Origin of the sequence: Streptomyces sp. Edi2, assembly GCF_040253635.1 — a bacterium.
Taxonomy (GTDB): Bacteria; Actinomycetota; Actinomycetes; order Streptomycetales; family Streptomycetaceae; genus Streptomyces.
The window spans coordinates 6,318,169-6,337,625 of the sequence record NZ_JBEJGX010000003.1 but is presented as its reverse complement, the minus strand read 5'-3'; the positions used below and the strand labels follow the sequence as shown (position 1 = coordinate 6,337,625).

Genomic DNA, 19,457 nt, shown 5'->3' with positions numbered 1-19,457 from the left:
CCGACGCCGGCACCGTCCCCGCCCGCGACGCCGGCACCGTCCCCGCCCCCGACGCCGGCACCGTCCCCGCCCGCGACGCCGGCACCGTCCCCACCCCCGGCACCGGTTCCGGCTTCGCCCCCGGCTCCGGCTCGGCCCCGCCCCCCAGGGCCGCACCATGATCGTCGCCGTATGGATTCCCCTGCTGATGCCGCTGCTCGCGGTGCCGGCCGCCCGTCGGCTGGCGGAGTCGCTGCCGCCGCGCGCCGCGGCCTGGCTGCTGACCGGCTGCGCGGTCGTGCTGGCCGGCTGTACGACCGCGGCGCTCGGCCTGCTGCTGACCGCCGGGGCGCTGCGACTGCCGCCGGTCGCCGCTCTGGACCATCTCTCCCTGCCGCTGCCGGCCGGCGATCCGGCGGCGTCGGTCCCCGCTGCCGGTGCCGCCGCCTGCCTGCTCGGCGCCGTCGCCCTCGCCGTCGTCCACCGCGCCCGCCGCCACCACACCGAACTGCGCACCGCCCGGCTCGCCACCGACGCCCACCCCACCTCCGGCGATCTGTGCGTCCTGCCGGACGCCGCGCCCGACGCCTACGCCCTGCCGGGACGGCCGGGCCGGGTCGTGGTCACGGCCGGGATGCTGCGGGCGCTGCCCCCGGACGAGCGGGAGGCGCTGTTCGCCCATGAGCGCGCCCATCTCGCGGGCCGGCACCACCTTTTCCTGCTCACGGCCGCGCTGGCCGCGGTCTGCCATCCGCTGCTCCGGTCCCTGCGCGCCCCGCTGGCCTACGCCCTGGAGCGCTGGGCCGACGAAACCGCCGCGACCCGGGTGGGCGACCGCCGCGTCACGGCCCGCGCCATCGGCCGCGCCGCCCTGGCCGCCCGCCCCGGCGCCGCGGGTGCCCACCGTCCCGGCACCGTCCTCGCCGCGACCACCGGCCCGGTGCCCCGCCGGGTCGCCGCCCTGCTGGCCCCCGAGCAGGCCTCTGCCCCTTCGCTACGCGCCGCCGTCCACGGCCGCCGGCTGATCGCCGCCGCCCTGCTCGCCTGCGTCACCTTCTCCGCGGCCTCCGCCCTGGACGCCGCGACGGATCTGCACGAGACGGTGGAATCGGCCGGGCGATAACGGTTCGCGGCGCTTAGCTTTTGGCCCACGTTTTCGGCCGCCCCGCCGTGGGGGTTGCTCGGCGTTTTTCGCCCACTGCGCGGTGCGCCCGCCGTTTCGCCTGGCGGCCCGTTCGCTGCGCGTTGCCTTGCCCCGTTTTCGGCTGTCCCGCCGTGGGGCTTCTCGCCGTTGCGCCTGGCGGCGGGCGGGGTCCGCTGCGCGGGGCCGGTTCGCTGCGCTGCCTCGCCCCTGTTTTTGGCTTTCCCGCCGTTGCGCCTGGCGGCGGGCGGGGTCCGCTGCGCGGGGCTGTGGGTGCGGTGACGGGCCTGCGGGGCCGGTGTGTGGGACTGCTTCGCTTTACGTCCCACACACCGGCCCCTCCGGCCCGTCCCCTCCCGTGGGGGAGATGGTGAAGGTGGGTGGGGGCGGGCGTCGATCACAGACATTTCCCCGTGCCAGGGTCATTCGCCGCGCCAGGCCCATCTCCCTGTGCCCACGGCCGTTCCCCTGTGCCTACGGGCATTCCCTACGTCCACGACGCGCACCTGACCAGTCACAGCCACCCCCACCGGCCTTCTTCCCACCCACCAACGGGAGGGGACGGGCCGGAGCGGGTGGGGTGCCGGACGTAAAGCGAAGCAGTCCGGCACCCCACCCGCGGAGGTCCGTCACCGCACCCCGACAGCCCCGCGCAGCGGACCCCGCCCCGCGCAGCGGCAACGCCCGCCGCAGGCACAACGCTCGCCGCAGGCGCAACGGCGGGCGCACCGCGCAGCGGGCGAAAAACGGTGAGAATCCCCCACGTCGGGCCAGACAAAAACGTGGGCCAAAAGCAAAGCGCAGCGAACCGCTAAGCCCGAGTCCCCACCGTGAACCCCAACATCGCCCCGCCCCCGGCACGCCTCGCGGCGAACGCGTGGCCGCCGTGGGCGGTGGCGATCTCGCGGACGATGGCGAGGCCGAGTCCGGAGCCCGGCAGACCGCGGGCCGCCGCGGCGCGGTAGAAGCGGTCGAAGACCCGGGTGAGGTCGGCGTCCGCGATACCGGGGCCGCGGTCCAGGACCTCGATGCGGGCTCCGGTGACGACGACCTCGATCGGCTCCGTGCCGCCCGCGTCGAATTTGGCGGCGTTCTCCAGCAGATTGGTGAGCGCACGGTGCAGCGCGGCGGACCGGCCCTCGACCACCGCCGGGCGGACGGTCCGTACGGTGATCTCCCGGCCGGTGCGGCGGCGGGCCGAGGCGGCGGCCTTCTCGGCGACCTCGGCCAGGCTCACCTCCGAGAGCGGGTCGTCGTCCCGCTGCCCGGCCGCCAGGTCCACCAGCTCATTGACCAGGTCGCTGAGTTCACGGGCCTCGCCCGCCAGGTCGGCCAGCAGCTCGTCGCGGGCGTCCGGCGGCAGTTCGTCGAACCGTTTCAGGAGCGAGATGTTCGTACGGAGCGAGGTCAGCGGGGTGCGCAACTCGTGTCCTGCGTCCTGGACGAGGCGCTGCTGGTCCTGGACGGCGCTGGCGAGCCGGCCGAGCATGTCGTCGAAGGCCCGCCCGAGCCGGGCGACCTCGTCCCGCCCGGCCACCGGGACCGGGACGTCCAGCCGTCCGTGCTCCGCCACGTTCTCGGCGACCGAGGTCAGCCGCACCAGCCGGCCGGTGATCCGGCGCGCCAGCCACCAGCCGCCCGCGCCGGAGAGCGCGATGACCGCGGCGGCCAGCAGGGCGGTGCGCTGCTGGAGCGCGGAGAGCAGATCCTCGGTCTCGCTGAACTTCTGCGCGACCTGCACGGCGCCGCGGCCGCCGCCGAGCGCCACGGTCGCGACGTGGTACTCCTCGTCGCCGATCTCCGCTTCCCGTTCGGCGAGGTGGCCGGCGCGCGCGTCACCGGCGACCTTGCGTTCCCCGGTACCGGCCGGGAGGGCCGGGTGCCCCGCCTCGACGATCCGGCCGTCGGCGCCCAGGATCTGCACATCGGTACGGGTGGGCCGGGTGAGGTCGTCGCGCGGCCCGTCGTGGTCGGGGTCGACCGTCGTGTAGTCGGTGGGCTGGAACGGCTTTTCCTGGACCTGGGTCCGCAGATCCCGTACGACCTGCGAGAACACCGACCTCTCGTCGACCCGCACCAGCCGGGCCGCCGCGTCGTAGCTGAGGAACCCGACCAGGACGGTCACCGCGGCCGCCCCCATGGCGAACGCCACCGCGAAGGCGGTGCGCAGGCTGGCGGGCTTGCGGGTGCGCAGCCAGGCTGCCGACCCGCCCCTGCGCCAGGAGCCCGCCCAGGCCCGCAGCCGCGCGCGCAGCCGGGCCCACAGCCGGCGGCCGGGCGGGGTGGAGCGTCCGGTGCCGGACCGGTCGCGGGCCCGGGACATCTCAGTCCTCCCGCAGCACGTAACCGACGCCACGCACCGTGTGGATCAGCGGGCGGTTGCCCGGGACATCGACCTTGCGCCGCAGGTAGCCGACGTACACCGCGAGGTTCTTCGAGCCGGGACCGAAGTCGTAGCCCCAGATCCGGTCGTAGATCGTCGAATGGTCCAGGACGATTCCGGCGTTGCGGGCCAGCAGCTCCAGCAGCTCGAATTCGGTCCGGGTCAGCTCCAGCTCCCGCTCTCCGCGCCAGGCGCGGCGCGAGGGCCCGTCGATCCGCAGATCCGCCGCCTCGACGACACCGCTGTCCGCCACGCGCGCGTCGTACGACCCCTCCCCCTCTTCTGTCTCGTCCGTCACACCGGGACCGGTGCCCGCACCGCCCTCGTCCGTCGCCGTCCCCGCCGTCGTCCGCCGCAGCAGCGCCCGCAGCCGGGCGAAGACCTCCTCGACCTCGAACGGCTTGACCACGTAGTCGTCCGCACCGGCGTCCAGACCGGCGATCCGGTCCGCGGTCTCGACCCGGGCGGTGAGCATCAGGATCGGGGTGCGGTCCTGCTCGGCCCGCAGCACCTGGCACACCTGCAGCCCGTCGATCCCCGGCATCATCACGTCCAGCAGGATCACATCGGGCCGCTCTCGGTGCGCGGCGGCGAGCGCCTGGATCCCGTCGGCGACGGCGGTAACCCGGTACCCCTCCAGGGTCAGGGCACGCTCCAGCGCGGTGCGGATGGGCCGGTCGTCCTCGGCGAGCAGTACGGAATGGGTCACGCGGCAAGTCTGCCAAGGGCCCGGAGGTGCAATGCCGGGCGGCCGGTCCTGCCGGGGCTTTCTTACCCGGATCTCACCCGGGGTTCTTACCGGGCTCTCACCCTCGCCACGCCATCGGCTTACCCCTTACCGCCACGGTGGCCCGGTGCCGGACGGGCCGGTCGCGACGACGCGGCCGCGAGCGTACCGGCCGGTCGGACGACTCGGCACACCTCATCGGGGAAGAGCACCACACCGCATGAAGATCACCCTCCTGCTCCACAACGCCTACGCCATCGGCGGCACCGTCCGCACCACCTTCAACCTCGCCGCCGCGCTCGCCGACCGGCACGACGTCGAGATCGTCTCGATGCTGCGGCACCGCGAGGTCCCGCGCTTCACCGTGGACCCCCGGGTGCGGCTGGTGCCGCTGGTGGACACCCGCGTCGGCAGCGAGGACATGGCCGATCCGCTGTTCGGCGAGCCCGCGCAGGACTTCCCGCTCGCCGAGAAGCGGCACCACCAGTACAGCCGGCTGACCGACGTCCGGGCCGCGGAGTTTCTGCGCAGCACCGAGGCTGATGTGCTGATCGGCACCCGGCCCGGCATCAATGTCTACCTGGCGCGGTTCGGCCCCCGCCGGGCCCTGCGGATCGCCCAGGAGCACCTGAGACACGACGCCCACAGCAAGCGGCTCCGGGCCGAACTCGCCCGCCATTACCGGACGCTGGACGCCCTGGTCACCACCACCGAGGCGGATGCCGCGGTCTACCGCGCACGGATGCCGCTGCCGGGCGTACGAGTCCTGGCGGTGCCCAACATCGTGCCCGCACCGGACGGCCCGCCGTCCCGGGGCACCTCGAAGGTGATCGCGGCGGCCGGCCGGCTGGTCCGTGGCAAGCGCTTCGACCTGCTGATCGAGGCGTTCTCCGCGGTCGCCGCCAAACACCCCGACTGGCGGCTGCGGATACACGGCGGCGGCGCCGAGCGCGCACAGCTCCAGGGGCTGATCGACGGGCTCGGACTGAACGGGCAGGCGGAGCTGACCGGGCCGGTTTCCCCGATAGAGGCGGAGTTCGCCAAGGCGTCGATCGTCGCCTCGGCCTCGGACGCCGAGTCCTTCGGCATGACCCTCGTCGAGGCGATGCGCTGCGGCGTTCCCGTCGTCAGCACCGACTGCCCGCTGGGCCCGGCCGAGATCATTCACGACGGTGCGGACGGGCTGCTGGTGCCGCGCGGCGACGGCCGGGCGATGGCCGGCGCACTCCTCCAGCTCATCGAGGACCCACAGCGCCGGCGCGACATGGCCGGGGCCGCGCTGGAGAGCTCGCACCGGTACGACCCGGAGCCGATCGCCGAGCGCTATGAGCTCCTTTTCCGGGAGCTCCGGTCGACGCGCGCCGTCCGCGCCTGGCGGCGCACCCTCGGCCGGGCCCGGGGCGTCGCGCGGCGGCTGGTGCGGCGGGCCCTGCGGCGCTGAAGCGGCGCCCCGGAGAGCGGGCCGGACGGCGCCCCACCGGGGAGTGGGCCGGTCCGGACTGCGAGACCGGGCCCGCCGCGATGCGATTGCAGCACCCGGCACACCCGTCGTCATGCGACCGCGGCACAAGCTCCCACTTGGCCGTCGCGCAAGGAGCTCACTTGACCGCGGGACAAGGCCTCAACTTGACCGCGACGCAAGGAACTTCCCTACCACAATCTGGCGTCCCAGGTGGCAAGCATGCTGAACTGCTGGAACGAGACTGCTTCGCACGCAGGAACGCCGGCTCGCGGAAGCATCTGATCACGGGAGTGCAGAAACACGAGGGAAACGAAGACCCGGCACCGCGGCAACGCAGTTGAGGATGCACGCAGTTGACGCTTCGAATCCGCAGGTCCGATCGGCAGGAGGCCGTTCATGCTGCATGGTGTCGATGTCAGCTCCTACAACACCTCGTACTCCGCCGAGGGGCTCGACTTCGTTTTCGTCAAGGCCACCGAAGGCCGCTCCTACATCAATCCGCACCAGTCCGCACAGGCGTCAAAGGCCCGTAAAGCGGGCTGCGTGGTGGGTTTCTACCACTTCCTGTGGCCGGGAAATATCGCCGCCCAGGCGAAATACTTCGTCGAGAAATGCGCATCGGTGCAGGGCGACCTCCTCGCCTGCGACTGGGAGCGCACCGGCGAGGGGACCTACGCGAGCACTGCGCAGAAGGACCAGTTCCTGCGCGCGGTGAAGAAGCTCCGCCCCACCCACCGCGTGCTGCTCTACTGCAACCGCGACTTCTGGCTGAACCACGACACCACCTCCTACGCGGCCGACGGCCTGTGGATCGCCGACTACGTCTCCGCCGGACATCCGCGGATCAAGGCGAAGTGGCGCATTCATCAGTACACCGACCAGCCGCTGGACAAGGACGTCGCGGACTTCTCGACCAAGGCCGCCCTCAAGACGTGGGCGCACCCGGCATAAGGTTTGCCACGGCGCGCCTTTCCGCGCCGCCGGAAACCGCGCGTACGCAGCGCAGAAGAACGAAGAACAACGCTGCGTGGGCGACACCGGAACAACGCGTCACCGCACCACGCGACGCGGCACGAGAAACACGACGCAGACGCTGCACGAGCACAGCCGATGCAGCACGAGAACAAGAGGAGCAGCCGTGAGCGACCCGGCGTCCAAGGCCCTGCAGCAGGAGATCGCCCGGGATCTCCAGGTGACCGCGTCCTTCGACGCCGAGCAGGAGATCGAGCGCCGGGTGGCCTTCCTCACGGAGCGGCTGACCTCCACGGGCCTGCGCTCGCTGGTCCTGGGGATCAGCGGCGGCGTCGACTCCACGACCACGGGCCGGCTCTGCCAGCTCGCCGTGGAGCGGGCCCGCGCCGCCGGGCACGAGGCGACGTTCTACGCGATGCGGCTGCCGTACGGCGTCCAGGCGGACGAGAAGGATGCCCAGCGGGCGCTGGAGTTCATCCGCGCGGACCGGGAGCTGACCGTCGACATCCGCCCGGCGAGCGATGCGGCGCTGCAGGCCGCGGTGGACGGCGGGCTCGTCTTCCGTGACGCCCACCACCAGGACTTCGTCCAGGGCAACATCAAGGCACGCCAGCGCATGATCGCGCAGTACGCCGTCGCGGGTGCCCACGACGGCCTGGTCGTGGGCACCGACCACGCGGCCGAGGCGGTCTCCGGCTTCTTCACGAAGTTCGGTGACGGCGCGGCCGATGTGGTGCCGCTCACCGGGCTGACCAAGCGCCGGGTGCGCGCGGTGTCGGCGGCCCTGGGCGCCCCCGCCGAGCTGGTGCACAAGGTGCCGACGGCCGACCTGGAAACCCTCGACCCGGGCAAGCCGGACGAGGACGCGCTCGGTGTGAGCTACGACCAGATCGACGACTACCTGGAGGGCAACCCGGTCGACGCCGCGGCCGCCCAGGCCATCGTCCGCCGCTACCGCCTCACCGAGCACAAGCGGGCGCTGCCGATCGCACCCTGAGGGGCGGACTCGACTGGGGGCCGGGGGTTCTCCCCGGCCCCGGCATGCCCGTCCCGCTCCCCGTCCCGTCATGGACCGGCAAGGGGACCGTCACCGTCCCGGTGCTAAATCGTGGGCATGAGCGGGCATGCATCCCGCCATGGGAAGCCGCGAAGTGCGATCGGAAGATCAACTGTCAGTGGGTCCGCCTACGCTCCGAGGCATGGGTTACGCAAACCTGCGCGAACTCCAGACCGCGCTGACCACCGCCTCCGACCTTGCCTCGTCCCTGCAGTCCGCGCCCAACCGGCGCGATGCGGACCAGCTCGTCGACGTCCTCCGGCAAGCACTGACCGCTGCCGGCTCGCTGGGCACGGATACCGGCCCGACCGGCTGCGCCATACATCCCCATGGCGCGGTCGACCCGTTGTACGGCGACCCGGAAGATCCGCTTCCGCCGGGCTACGGAAAGTGCCTGCTCTGCAACGACCGCCGGCGCCGGGCGGACGCCCACCCGGCGCACGCCCGCCCCCATACCCGTACGCATCCCCACTGGCGGCGCCGGATGACGGCCTAGGGGGTGTCCGGGCAAGCCGGTGACGCAGGTCCCCCGGCCCACCGGCCGGTCCCCGTCCGACAGGGCAGGGCTACCATCCGCGCATGCGACCTGCCACATACAGCGATGAGGACCTAGAGCAGCACTCCCTCCGGCGACGGGTGCCCGATGACGGGCAGCGGTCCGGCTTCGAGCACGACGTCGACCGGATCCTGTATTCGACCCAGTGGCGGGCGCTGGCCGGCAAGAGCCAGGTGGTGGCGAGCGCCGAGCTGGGCGCGTACCACACCCGGCTGACCCACTCCATGAAGGTGGCGCAGCTCGGCCGGCGGATGGCGGAGCGGCTGGAGCGCCGGTACGGCGGGCCCAATCCGGCGCTCGTCGAGGCGGCGTGCATGGCCCACGACATCGGCCACCCGCCCTTCGGGCACGCGGGTGAGCTGGCGCTGCGCGCCACGATGGACGAGCTGCACTTCGCCGACGGTGTGCTGGACAGCTTCGAGGGCAATGCGCAGACCCTGCGGGTGCTGACCTTCCTCGCCGCCCACAAGTACCCGGGCCATCGCGGACTGCACCTGACCCGCGCCTGTCTGGACGCCGCCACCAAATACCCGTGGGAGCGGGCGCCCGTCGACCAGGACCCGGCACGGCATGTGAAGTGGGGGGTGTACGTCGCCGACCGGGAGGCGTTCGCCTGGGTGCGGGCCGGCCGTACGGACACCGCCGTACCGGTCGAGGAGCAGGTCATGGACTGGGCGGACGATGTCACCTACGCCTGCCACGACGTGGAGGACTTCTACCGTACGGGCCTGATCCCGCTGGCCGCGCTGTTCCCGCCGGACGGGGCGGCGGGCGCCGACACCGAGCGGGAGATCCGCCGTTTCCTGGACTATGTGCAGGCCAAGCGGGCGCGCGAGGGCGAACCGTTCGACCGGGACGCGGCGCTGGTGATGATGGCCGACATCGGCAAGCGGCTGGCGGTGCCCGCCCCGTACAGCGGCAGCCATGAGGACGCGGTCGCGGTCAACCGCCGCACCTCCGATCTGATCTCGTACTTCACCCGGGGGATCGAGCTGGAGGTGGGCGGCGGGGCGGCGATCCGTTACGGCGCGCAGCTGGTGATCCCGCCGGAGCGGCGGGCCGCCTGCGATCTGCTCAAGGAGCTGGTGTGGTGCTACGTCATCGACCGGCCCGCGCTGGCCACCCAGCAGCACGGCAAGCGGCGGGTGGTGAGCGAGCTGCTGCGCTGGACCCATGACGCACCCGAGCTGCTGCCGCCGGACCGCGCCGAGGAGCTGGCGCTGCACGGCGACCGGCTGCGTGCCTGCGCGGACCATGTGGCCTCGCTGACCGAGGACCAGGCGCTGGCCCTGCACCGGCGGCTGTCGGGCACCGGCCTGGGGTCGGTCAACGACAACGTGTGGTTGTGAGTGAGCAGGTGAGCCCCGGGGGGCCGCCCACGGGGCTCACGGATCCGGTGCCCCTGGGTGCCGCCCGGGGGGCCGGAGTCCGGTGCCGTTCCACAACGGCCCGGCCCCGCCGGAACGGCCCGGCCCCACCGGCGGCACTCCGCCGCTATTCGGCCCCTTCCCGTGGCCGTTCCGCTCCGGACTCCGACGGGTCGGCCTCGCTCCTCGGCTTCTTCTCGGGCCGTAGCGCAATACGGCCGAGCACCGCGGCGACGATCAGCGCGGCCACCGCGATCAGTGCATAGTCCGGTACGGCGTTCCCGATCCGCGCCGCCCATTCCTCGGCCCGGAATTCGTCGTCCGCGTCGAGGATTCCGGGCAGCGCGCTGGTCCCGTTGAAACGCAGGAACAGCACGCCGATACCGATGAAGAACACCCCGGACAGCACCGAGGTGGTGTGCAGCCGCAGTTTTCCGAGGGTGAATTCACGGCCCCGCAGCCAGCCCCGGGTGCCGAGTTTGCAGCGGTCCCACAAGAGCGCCAGCACGAACAGCGGCAGCGCCATGCCCAGTGCGTAGACGGCGAGCATCGAGGCGCCGTACACCGGTGAGCCGCTGACCGCCGTCACCGTCAGCACCGCGCCGAGAATCGGGCCCGCGCAGAAACCGGCGAGCCCGTAGACACAGCCGAGCAGAAAGGTGGAGACGGCCGACCGCGGGGTGATTTTCGCCGCGGCCTCCTGGGCACGCCGGGAGGCGAAGCCCAGGCCGAAAATCTGGGCCAGCCCCATCGCGATGACCACCCAGCCGCCGACGGCGATCAGCAGATCGCGGTGGCCGTTGAACAGCCGGCTGGCCACCGTACTGGCCGCGCCGAGCGGCACCAGCGTCGTGGCCAGCCCCAGATAGAACACCCCCGTACGGGCCACCAGCCGGCCGGGCGTCGAGAGGGAGTACGCGAAGAACGCGGGCAGCAGCAGCGCGCTGCACGGGCTGAGCAGCGCCAGCGCACCGCCCAGGAACGCCGCCAGGTAGCCGATGTCGTTCATTCCCCGGCTCCCTTGGCCGCCGGTCCGTCCTTCGCCTTCGACCCGTTCTTGTCCGTCGGCCCCTTCTTGTCCGCCCGCGCCGCGGCGTCCTTGATGCCCTGGGCGAAGACCTCGGCGGGCTGGGCCCCGGCGACCGGGCGGCCGTTGATGAGGAAGGACGGCGTGGACTGCACCCCGAGCTGGTACCCCTCGGCCTGATCCTTCTTCAGCGCGCGCTCGGCGTCCTCGCTCTTCATGTCCGCACGGAACTTGTCGATATCGGCCACACCGCTGCTGCGGGCCAGCTCCACGAGCTTGTCCTCGGCAAGCGCCTTGCCCTTACGGGTCTTGGCGTACAGCTCGTCGTGGAGCTGCCAGAACTTGCCCTGTTGCCCGGCGGCCCAGGAGGCACGGGCGGCCCGCTCGGAGTCGGCGCCGAAGACGGTGAAGTTGCGGAATTCGATGCGCAGGGTGCCCGCGTCGACGAACTTCTTGATCAGTCCGGGCTGGGTCTCGCGGGTGAAGCGGCCGCAGAACGAGCACTGGTAGTCGGCGTATTCCACCAGGACCACCGGGGCGTCCTTCCTGCCGACGGCCAGCGGATCGCCGTCCTCGCGCCGGGTGGTCCGCTTGGCGAGGTCGTCGAACATCTTCTGCTGTGCGGGGTCCTCCGCGGGCGCGTCGGAGGCGGCGGCCTCGGGGGCGTTGCTGCGGCCGGTGCCGCGGTCGCCCTCGACGGACTTGCCGACGGCGACCCCGATGGCGATGACGGCGACGACAAGGGCGATGACCGCGCCGATGGCGGCCAGTTTGCGGGTGGGAGAGGCGGAAACGGGCATGCGGAAGCTCCAGACGTACGGAGGGGAAGGTCAGGCCGTGTGCGTCGGGACGGCGGCCTATATCCGCAGTACGGGCAGGAGCGGGGTGCGGTCGCGGGCGGGCGCGCTGTCCGTCGGTGGCCGGGCGAGCGCGCACTGCGCGGGCAGATCCGCGGCGAGCGGCCCCGGGCCGGTGGTGGCGGGGGCCAGGGGCTCACCGCGGTGCGGTGTGGGCAGCGGGGCGGACTCCGCGGGCCCCGGGGCATGCCGGTTCGAGCACTTCTTGGGCGCGTGGGCCATTGCGATCGGGGCACCGGGGTCGAGCCGCGGTGCGCCGGCGACGGCAGACGGACGCGGCGGTTCGTCGCCGGACGCCGCTGCGTCCCCGTCCGGCGATGCGTCGCCGTCCGCCTGGCTCGCGGCCGGGCTCGCCGCCCCGCGCGCCGCCGCCGGGGAAGCCGCCGCCTCCGGGGAAGCTGCCGTCGCACCGTCGGCCCGCCAGGCAGCCGTGGCCGCTGCCGCCCGGCCTGCCAGCCAGGCCTGGTCGCCGCCGATGCGGCACAGCAGCGGCCCGAAGGTGACGGCGAGGAGGAGCAGCAGCGTCAGCGTGGCCGACCGGCGCACGTGGTGCATGTCCCCCTCCTCTCCCGGGCTTGGTGCGCGAACATGAATATCCCATCCTACGGATCGTCATCGCGCGAGCGGAGCACCCACCGGAGCGGGCCTCGGGGCCGCCGGGGCACGGGGACCGCCGGGGCACGGGGACCGCCGGGGCACGGGGACCGCCGGGGCACGGGCGGCAGGAGCAAGCCGGACCGGGGCGAGGCGGGCCCGGCCGGACAGGGCCGGGGCCTGACCGCCCCGCGCCGCCCCCAGTCGTGGGCAAACCGCCCGTCAGCGGTCGGCGATCCGCATCTCGAACCAGGTGGTCTTGCCGCGGGGCAGCAGATCCACCCCCCAGCGGTCGGAGAGCTTATCGACGAGGAAGAGGCCGCGGCCGCTGAGGTCCATCTCCTGGACCGGCATCAGGCAGGGCAGGCCGCGGGACGGGTCGCGCACCTCGATCCGGATCCAGCCGCGGCGGCGCAGCATCCGCAACCCGAACGTGCGGGCGCCGGTGTGCCGCACGGCGTTGCCGACGAGCTCGGACACCAGCAGCACGGCGTGCTCGGCGAGCTGGGGCGTCAGGGACCACTGCCTGAGGAGTACGGCGGCGGTCAGCCGGCGCGCGATACCGGCGGACTGGGGGCGCGAGGGCAACCGCACCTCTCCGAGAGCCGGGTCACCGGCCGGATCGGGGGCCGCAAAGGCCGGTGCGCGAGGGGCCGGTGCGGTGTCTGCGTCCGGACCGGGGATGTCCCATCGTGCGGCGGCCGGATCGCTCCGGGGCCGCGGCTGCTCCATTCCTTCGAGGCCCGCCATGCCTCCCATCATGGCCGTTGCACGGCGTCCAGGGGAGCGGAACCGACGGAATCGATTGTCCGGAATCGTCGGTTCCAGCCCTCCGGCCAGACATATGCCAACGGCAGTTAAGGATCCGGTGCACCCCGGCTGACCTGCCGGGACATCGGGCCTGCGAGGAAGCGGCCGGGCACCTCAACAAGGTTGCCTTAAGGCGCAATTAAGACTTCCTTCGTTCGCCCGGACGAGGCATTGCACCCGGCTCAAACCTCAGCAGTACCGCCAACAACACTCGTTTCAGAGGAACTTGGCCTTGCCCGGCCCTTCCTCGACGAAGCTGCGCATGCCGGTCTCCCGGTCCTCGGTCGCGAACAGCCCCGCGAACCAGTTGCGTTCGATCGTGAGGCCGGTGTCGATGTCGGTCTCCAGGCCTCCGTCGACGGATTCCTTGGCGGCCCGCAGTGCCAGTGCGGGACCGGCCGCCAGCCGTGCCGCCCAGGCGTGCGCCTGCTCGTAGACCTCCGCGGCCGGCACCACCCGGTCGACCAGGCCGAGCGCAAGCGCCTCGTCGGCCTTCACATGACGGCCGGTGAAGATCAGGTCCTTGGCCTTGGACGGGCCCACCAGCCGCGCCAGCCGCTGGGTGCCGCCGGCGCCGGGGATGAGGCCCAGCAGGATCTCCGGCTGGCCGAGCTTGGCGTTGTCGCCGGCGATCCGGAAGTCGGCGCAGAGCGCCAACTCGCAGCCCCCGCCCAGCGCATAGCCGGTGATCGCGGCGACCACCGGCTTGGGGATCCGGGCCACGGCGGTGAAGGAGTCCTGCAGGGCCTTGGAGCGCACCACCATGGCCGGGTGGTCCATGGCCTGCATTTCCTTGATGTCCGCGCCGGCCGCGAACACCTTCTCGCCGCCCCAGACGACCACGGCACGCACATCGTCGCGGCGGGTGACCTCCTCGGCCAGCTCGCGCAGCCGGTCCTGGGTGGCGATGTCCAGTGCGTTCATCGGCGGACGGTCCAGGCGGATGGTGCCGACGCCGTCGGCGACCTCGAGATTCACAGTCATGCGGGAAGGCTAGTACGCGTTAACGGCATCGGGCCCGGTGCACTGCGTCACAGTGCGCCGGGCCCGCTCGCCTTCCGGCCGTCCCGCTGCCGGGGCCACCGATGCGCCTGTGGGCGGATCTGCTGACGGCCTACTCGGCGGGCCTACTGACGGGCCTTCCACTTCTCCCAGGAGAGGTTCCAGTCGCTGAAGCCGTTGTCCGGCTGGATCGTTTCGTCGTGCGAGTTCTTGACGATGACCACATCGCCGACGACGGAGTTACGGAAGAACCACGCCGCCGGGGTGGAGCTGTCGCCGCCACCTCGCTGGTCGAAGAGGCCCACACAGCCATGGCTGGCGTTACGGGTGCCGAAGGTCGCGCGGCCCGACCAGTAGTTGCCGTGGATGAACGTGCCGGAGGTGCTCAGCCGCATCGCATGCGGGACGTCCTTGATGTCGTACTCGCCGCCGAAGCCGACGGTGTCGCCGTTCATCCGCGTCACCTGGTGCTTCTCGCTGATCACCATCTTGCCGTTGTACGTCTCGGTGCCCGGCCCGCCCGAGGTGATCGGGATGGTCTTGATCTTCTTGCCGTCGCGGACCACGGTCATCTTCTTCGACTCGGCGTCGACCGTGCTGACCTGGCTGCGGCCGACGGTGAAGGAGACCTCCTTGGCCTGGGTGCCGTAGACCCCGGGCCGGCCCTCGACGCCGTTGAGGTCGAGCTTGAGGGTGACCTTGGTGCCGGCCGCCCAGTACTTCTCGGGGCGGAAGTCGAGCCGGTCGTTGCCGAACCAGTGGCCCTCGACGGGGACCGACGGCTTCGCGCTGACCTTGATGGCGTCCTCGACGGCCTTGGGGTCGGTGATACCGCGGGTGAAGTGGATCGAGACCGGCATCCCGACGCCGACCTGCTGGCCGTTCTCGGGGGTGTACTGGCCGATGAAGGTGTTCTTGGGGACGAGGGTGGTGAAGCGGGAGTGCTCGGCGGCTTCCCGGCCCTTGCCGTCCACCGCTATGGCGTCGACGGTGTACTCCGTCGAGGCGCCCAGGTGGCCGCTCGGCTGCCACAGGGCGCCGCTGCCCGCTATCTTCCCATCGACCTCGTTGCCCTTGCCGTCCTTGACCTTGACGGACTTGAGCCTGCCCTTCTGGGCGGTCACCTTCAGCGCGCCGCTGGTGGCGACGTTGTGCGCGCCGTCCTTGGGCGCTATCGTCACCGCCGCCTGCGAGGCGTCCTTCTCCCCCGCCTTGCCGGCCGGTTTGCCGTCATCGACGTCACCGCCGCATGCGGTCACCAGCAGCAGCATCGCGCCGACCAGCAGGGCCGGCGCACCCCCGCCCCTGACCGGCCACCGACGCCGGCGAGCCGGCACCCCCGAATTCGGCTGGACGTTCACGACTGGCCCCTTTCCCCCTCGCACGGCCCGCGGCCCCCGCGCGCGCGGAAGCGGACAGCCGTGCGCTTGCCGTTAGATAACCACACCGCGGTGACAGTGAACTCCCCGTGAACGTCACCGTTTAGTCCCAACTGCGGGGGTGGTGCGGAGGCAGGGGGCGGACGGCTGCCGGGGCGGCCGCCGGCCGGGCCAGCGCGGACCCGGCCCGCCACAGCTCCCAGGGCATGTTCCAGCCGCCGAGGCCGTTGTCCGGCGCGACCGTACGCTCCGGGGAGTGCTCCACCACGACGGTGTCGCCGACGATCGAGTGGCCGAAGAACCAGCCGGCCGGGGTGTGGGGGCCGCCGCCCTTGATGTCCTTCAGCCCGACGCAGCCGTGGCTGGTGTTGAGGCCGCCGAAGACCTCGGGCGGTGCCCAGTAGTTGCCGTGCAGGAAGGTCCCTGACCTGGTGAGCCGCATGGCGTGCGGCACGTCCGGGATGTCGTACTCGCCGCCGAAACCGACGGTGTCGCCGTCCATCCGCGTCCTCGACTGCCGCTCCAGGATCACCATCGTCCCGTTGTAGGTGGGGTTCGCGTCGTCGCCCGCGGTGACCGGCAGCACCACCACCGCCCGGCCGCCCTGGCGCACCGTCATGGTGTGCCGGGCGGCATCGATGACGCTGACCTGGTCCCGGCCCACCCGGTAGCGGATGGTCCGGCGCTGCGTCCCGTAGGCGCCCGGCCCGGCCTTCACCCCGCGCAGCCGCAGATCGACGGTGATCACGGTGCCCGGCCGCCAGCGCTCCCGGGGCCGGAAGTCCAGCCGGCGGTGGCCGAACCAGTGGGCGGCGATTCCGACGGCGGGCCGGGCGCTGACCTTGACGGCGCGTTCGACGGCCGCGCGGTCGGCGACCGGCCGGTTGAAGACCAACGAGAAGATCATGCCGGTGCCGACCGTGGCGTCGCCCTGCGGCGAGAAGTGGGCGGTGAAGCGGCGGACGGGCACGGCGGTGGTGAAGGTGGTGTGGCGGGCCGAGCGATGGCCCGCACCGTCCAGCGCCACCGCGTCGACGCTGTACTTCGCGCCGGCCTGGAGGCGCCCGGCCGCCGGGCGCCAGGTCATACCGTCCGGGGTGATCCGCCCGGCGACGGGCTGCCGGCCGGCGCCACCGGTCCGGCTGACCTCGACCCGCTCCAGCCGCCCCTCGGGCACCCGGACCTCGAACCGCCCGTCGGCCCGTACACCGTGCGCCCCGTCATGGGGGACGACGCTGATCGCCGCCCCCGGGGAGCGCGGTGTGCCGCCGACGAACACCTCGGCGTCCCTGCAGCCGGCCAGCGCCACCACTGAGGCGAGCCCGGCCGCGGCGGCGAGGACGACGCGGACCCGGCGGGCCGCCCGCACCGCCGCTCGCCCGCTCGCCCGGCCCCGGTCCGGCACCCGGCCCCGCCCCCTGCCCCGCACACGGACGTCCGCACGGGTCTTCGCTCGGTCCCCTGATCGGTTCTGCTGATGGGCGGTCATATACCGAATTGTGACGGATGATGCCCAGGTTAGGACGTATGCCGTGTAACGGGATGTCACGGTCAGGGCGGGGCAGACCGATGAGCCTCCGCCGCGGGAAGCGTGAGGCAACGCCTGGTTGCGGGAAGAACAACGGGGAGGGCGGGGGACACCTGCACGGCCGGACTCTCCCGGTGGACGCCGGGGGTACCCCCGTGCCGGGGCCCGCCGCCCGACCGAGCCATGAGCCGCAGGAGGCCGGCACGTGTCGAGCGCACCCGAGCAGGAGGCGGTGGCGGATGAACCACTCGCCCCACCCGCGGACATCCGCCCCGGCAGCCCCACACCACTGGGCGCCCGCTATCGCACCGGCCCCGACGGCATCGCCGGCACCAACTTCGCCCTGTGGGCGGGCGGCGCCGAGGCCGTGGAACTGTGTCTCTTCGACGACGCGGAGCGCGAGACGCGCCATGCGCTGACCGAGCTCACCCATGAGATCTGGCACGGCTTTCTGCCCGGTGTCCACCCCGGCCAGCGCTACGGCTACCGGGTGCACGGCCGCTGGGACCCCTGGAGCGGCGCCCGCTGGAATCCGGCGAAGCTGCTGCTGGACCCGTATGCCAGGGCCGTGGACGGTGACTTCGGCACCCGTACGGAACCGTCCGGTGCGGGCTCGGCGCTGCCCGCACAGCTCTACGGGCATGTCCGGGACTGGCCGGAGCAGCAGGTCGCCGACACCGTGCGCGACGACCGGGACTCGGCGCCGTACGTCCCCAAGGGCGTCGTGGTCGGCGAGGACACCGGGGACGAGGGCGGCGTCGACGAATGGCAGGACGACCGCCGGCCCAAGACACCCTGGCCGGATTCCGTGCTCTACGAACTGCATGTGCGCGGCTTCACGATGCGCCATCCCGGTATCCCGGAGCGGCTGCGCGGCACCTATGCGGGGCTCGCGCACCCGGCGGCGCTGGAGCACCTGGTCCGGCTCGGCATCACCGCCGTCGAGCTGCTGCCCGTCCACCAGTTCGCACACGAGGACCACCTGGTGCGCCGGGGCCTGCGCAACTACTGGGGCTACAACTCCCTCGGCTACTTCGCGCCCCACGCCGGATATGCCGCCACGGGCACCCGGGGGCAGCAGGTCGGCGAGTTCAAGCGGATGGTGCGGGCGCTGCACGACGCGGGCATCGAGGTGATCCTCGACGTCGTCTACAACCACACCGCGGAGGCCGGCGAGCTGGGCCCGACGCTCTCCCTGCGGGGCATCGACAACCGCGGTTACTACCGGCTGGCCGCCGAGGCCCGCCGTTACACCGACTACACCGGCTGCGGCAACACCCTGCACGTCGTCCAGCCCCATGTCCTGCGCCTGATCACCGATTCGCTGCGCTACTGGGTCACCGAGATGGGCGTGGACGGCTTCCGCTTCGATCTGGCGGCCGCGCTGGCCCGCTCCATGCACGATGTCGACATGCTCTCGCCGTTCCTCGCGGTGATCGCCCAGGACCCGGTGCTGCGCCGGGTCAAGCTGATCGCCGAGCCCTGGGACGTGGGCTCCGGCGGCTATCAGGTCGGGGCCTTCCCGCCGTTGTGGACGGAGTGGAACGACCGCTACCGCGACACCGTCCGCGACTTCTGGCGCGGCGCCCAGCACGACGTCCGCGACCTGGGCTACCGGCTCTCCGGATCGAGCGACCTCTACGCCTGGGGCGGCCGCCGTCCCTACGCCTCGGTCAACTTCATCACCGCGCACGACGGCTTCACCCTCCGCGACCTGGTCACCTACGAGCACAAACGCAACGCGGACAATGGCGAGGGCAACCGCGACGGCACCGGCGACAACCGCTCCTGGAACTGCGGCGCCGAGGGCGAGAGCGACGAGGAGGAGGTCCGCGCACTGCGCCGCCGCCAGCTGCGCAACCTGCTGACCACCCTGCTGCTGTCGACGGGCGTGCCGATGCTGGTCGCCGGCGACGAGATGGGCCGCACCCAGCACGGCAACAACAACGCCTACTGCCAGGACAACGCGACCAGTTGGCTGGACTGGTCGCTGCTGGACGACCTGGAATGGCGCCCGCTGGCCGATCTCGCCGCCCGTCTCATCGCCCTGCGCCGCGCGCACCCCGTGCTCCGCCGCCGGGCGTTCTTCTCCGGGCGGCCGCATCAGCAGGGCGGGCTGCGCGACCTCGCGTGGTTCACCGCGGACGGTACGGAGATGACCGAACAGGACTGGTACACCCCGGGGGCCACGCTGGGCATGTACCTCTCCGGGAACGACATCTCCCAACGCGACGCCCGGGGCATCCGCATCGTCGACGACAGCTTCCTGGCCGTGCTCCACGCCGCCGACCGGCCCTGCCCATTCACCCTCCCCGGACCGCCCTGGGCCCGCGCCTACGACCTCCTCGTCGACACGGCGCAGGAGGGCCGGCCGGGAGCGGAACAGCCGCCGTACCCGGCGGGCAGCTCGCTGACGCTGGCCGGGCGGTCGGTGGTGCTGTTCCGGGCCGTGCCGGGCTGAGGGGGCGGCGGGACGGCGCCCGGGGCGACGGACGGCGGTGGGACGGAAGGACGGTGGCGGGCGGAAGGACAGTGGCGGGGCGGCGGGGGCGCGGCAGGAAACCGCCGGCGAGGGCGCCGGGCGGAAAAATGGCATGAGCGTTGTCAGTGACGCGC

Annotated in this window: 16 protein-coding genes; 7 read left to right on the top strand and 9 right to left on the bottom strand. The window is 72.5% G+C overall.

Annotated elements, in window-relative coordinates:
- Window positions 1-157 precede the first annotated feature (157 nt).
- Entirely contained in the window at window positions 158-1,102 is a 945-nt protein-coding gene (locus ABR737_RS31300) for a M56 family metallopeptidase (RefSeq protein ID WP_350254102.1), read from the top strand.
- 829 nt (window positions 1,103-1,931) lie between these two features.
- On the opposite strand, the gene ABR737_RS31295 is transcribed toward ABR737_RS31300, so the two are convergent.
- Window positions 1,932-3,443 (bottom strand): sensor histidine kinase, encoded by a 1,512-nt coding sequence (locus ABR737_RS31295; RefSeq protein ID WP_350254101.1) that lies wholly within the window; start codon window positions 3,441-3,443, stop codon window positions 1,932-1,934.
- Window position 3,444: 1 nt separating this feature from the next.
- Window positions 3,445-4,212, bottom strand: a complete 768-nt coding sequence (locus ABR737_RS31290; RefSeq protein WP_350254099.1) for a response regulator transcription factor — start codon at window positions 4,210-4,212, stop codon at window positions 3,445-3,447.
- A gap of 238 nt (window positions 4,213-4,450) precedes the next feature.
- Here ABR737_RS31290 and ABR737_RS31285 point away from each other — a divergent pair, with 238 nt between their 5' ends.
- The 5 genes from ABR737_RS31285 (at window position 4,451) to dgt (ending at window position 9,626) form a co-directional block, all read left to right on the top strand.
- A complete protein-coding gene (locus tag ABR737_RS31285; protein WP_350254098.1) occupies window positions 4,451-5,671 on the top strand; it encodes a glycosyltransferase family 4 protein in 1,221 nt (406 codons plus the stop codon).
- 417 nt (window positions 5,672-6,088) lie between these two features.
- Complete coding sequence (locus tag ABR737_RS31280) at window positions 6,089-6,643, top strand: GH25 family lysozyme (protein WP_350254096.1); 555 nt, start codon at window positions 6,089-6,091, stop codon at window positions 6,641-6,643.
- Between the two features lie 187 nt (window positions 6,644-6,830).
- Window positions 6,831-7,661 carry an NAD(+) synthase gene (gene nadE / locus ABR737_RS31275; RefSeq protein WP_350254094.1) on the top strand — a complete coding sequence of 277 codons (831 nt, stop codon included), beginning with the start codon at window positions 6,831-6,833 and terminating at the stop codon, window positions 7,659-7,661.
- Window positions 7,662-7,863: 202 nt separating this feature from the next.
- Window positions 7,864-8,217, top strand: coding sequence for a hypothetical protein (locus ABR737_RS31270; RefSeq protein WP_350254092.1), 354 nt, complete (start codon window positions 7,864-7,866; stop codon window positions 8,215-8,217).
- Between the two features lie 83 nt (window positions 8,218-8,300).
- Entirely contained in the window at window positions 8,301-9,626 is a 1,326-nt protein-coding gene (gene dgt, locus ABR737_RS31265; protein WP_350254091.1) for a dGTP triphosphohydrolase, read from the top strand.
- Between the two features lie 145 nt (window positions 9,627-9,771).
- On the opposite strand, the gene ABR737_RS31260 is transcribed toward dgt, so the two are convergent.
- From ABR737_RS31260 to ABR737_RS31230, 7 genes are all read right to left on the bottom strand, one after another.
- Window positions 9,772-10,653: a cytochrome c biogenesis CcdA family protein gene (locus tag ABR737_RS31260; RefSeq protein ID WP_350254089.1), complete on the bottom strand. Its 882-nt coding sequence runs from the start codon at window positions 10,651-10,653 to the stop codon at window positions 9,772-9,774.
- Entirely contained in the window at window positions 10,650-11,471 is an 822-nt protein-coding gene (locus ABR737_RS31255; RefSeq protein ID WP_350254087.1) for a DsbA family protein, read from the bottom strand. The genes ABR737_RS31260 and ABR737_RS31255 overlap by 4 nt, the downstream gene beginning before the upstream one ends.
- A 57-nt stretch (window positions 11,472-11,528) precedes the next feature.
- A complete protein-coding gene (locus ABR737_RS31250; protein ID WP_350254086.1) occupies window positions 11,529-12,083 on the bottom strand; it encodes a hypothetical protein in 555 nt (184 codons plus the stop codon).
- Between the two features lie 261 nt (window positions 12,084-12,344).
- Complete coding sequence (locus ABR737_RS31245) at window positions 12,345-12,872, bottom strand: ATP-binding protein (RefSeq protein WP_502964409.1); 528 nt, start codon at window positions 12,870-12,872, stop codon at window positions 12,345-12,347.
- Window positions 12,873-13,148: 276 nt separating this feature from the next.
- Window positions 13,149-13,916, bottom strand: coding sequence for an enoyl-CoA hydratase/isomerase family protein (locus ABR737_RS31240; protein WP_086719563.1), 768 nt, complete (start codon window positions 13,914-13,916; stop codon window positions 13,149-13,151).
- A 143-nt stretch (window positions 13,917-14,059) separates the two neighbouring features.
- Window positions 14,060-15,295, bottom strand: coding sequence for a L,D-transpeptidase (locus ABR737_RS31235; protein WP_502964408.1), 1,236 nt, complete (start codon window positions 15,293-15,295; stop codon window positions 14,060-14,062).
- Window positions 15,296-15,416: 121 nt separating this feature from the next.
- The gene (locus ABR737_RS31230) at window positions 15,417-16,802 is read right to left on the bottom strand and encodes a L,D-transpeptidase (RefSeq protein ID WP_350254083.1); all 1,386 of its coding nucleotides are present in this window, start codon (window positions 16,800-16,802) and stop codon (window positions 15,417-15,419) included.
- Between the two features lie 244 nt (window positions 16,803-17,046).
- Here ABR737_RS31230 and glgX point away from each other — a divergent pair, with 244 nt between their 5' ends.
- On the top strand, window positions 17,047-19,302 hold the full coding sequence (gene glgX / locus ABR737_RS31225; RefSeq protein ID WP_350254082.1) for a glycogen debranching protein GlgX: 2,256 nt from the start codon (window positions 17,047-17,049) through the stop codon (window positions 19,300-19,302).
- The last annotated feature ends 155 nt before the right edge of the window (window positions 19,303-19,457 follow it).

Bases quoted from the DNA above. Each gene is read 5' to 3' on its own strand.
- ABR737_RS31255 (WP_350254087.1), bottom strand. From the start codon at position 11,471: ATGCCCGTTTCCGCCTCTCCCACCCGCAAACTGGCCGCCATCGGCGCG.
- ABR737_RS31280 (WP_350254096.1), top strand. From the start codon at position 6,089: ATGCTGCATGGTGTCGATGTCAGCTCCTACAACACCTCGTACTCCGCC.
- ABR737_RS31250 (WP_350254086.1), bottom strand. From the start codon at position 12,083: ATGCACCACGTGCGCCGGTCGGCCACGCTGACGCTGCTGCTCCTCCTC.
- ABR737_RS31285 (WP_350254098.1), top strand. From the start codon at position 4,451: ATGAAGATCACCCTCCTGCTCCACAACGCCTACGCCATCGGCGGCACC.
- ABR737_RS31260 (WP_350254089.1), bottom strand. From the start codon at position 10,653: ATGAACGACATCGGCTACCTGGCGGCGTTCCTGGGCGGTGCGCTGGCG.
- ABR737_RS31270 (WP_350254092.1), top strand. From the start codon at position 7,864: ATGGGTTACGCAAACCTGCGCGAACTCCAGACCGCGCTGACCACCGCC.
- ABR737_RS31295 (WP_350254101.1), bottom strand. From the start codon at position 3,443: ATGTCCCGGGCCCGCGACCGGTCCGGCACCGGACGCTCCACCCCGCCC.
- ABR737_RS31240 (WP_086719563.1), bottom strand. From the start codon at position 13,916: ATGACTGTGAATCTCGAGGTCGCCGACGGCGTCGGCACCATCCGCCTG.
- dgt (WP_350254091.1), top strand. From the start codon at position 8,301: ATGCGACCTGCCACATACAGCGATGAGGACCTAGAGCAGCACTCCCTC.
- ABR737_RS31230 (WP_350254083.1), bottom strand. From the start codon at position 16,802: ATGACCGCCCATCAGCAGAACCGATCAGGGGACCGAGCGAAGACCCGT.
- ABR737_RS31245 (WP_502964409.1), bottom strand. From the start codon at position 12,872: ATGGCGGGCCTCGAAGGAATGGAGCAGCCGCGGCCCCGGAGCGATCCG.
- ABR737_RS31300 (WP_350254102.1), top strand. From the start codon at position 158: ATGATCGTCGCCGTATGGATTCCCCTGCTGATGCCGCTGCTCGCGGTG.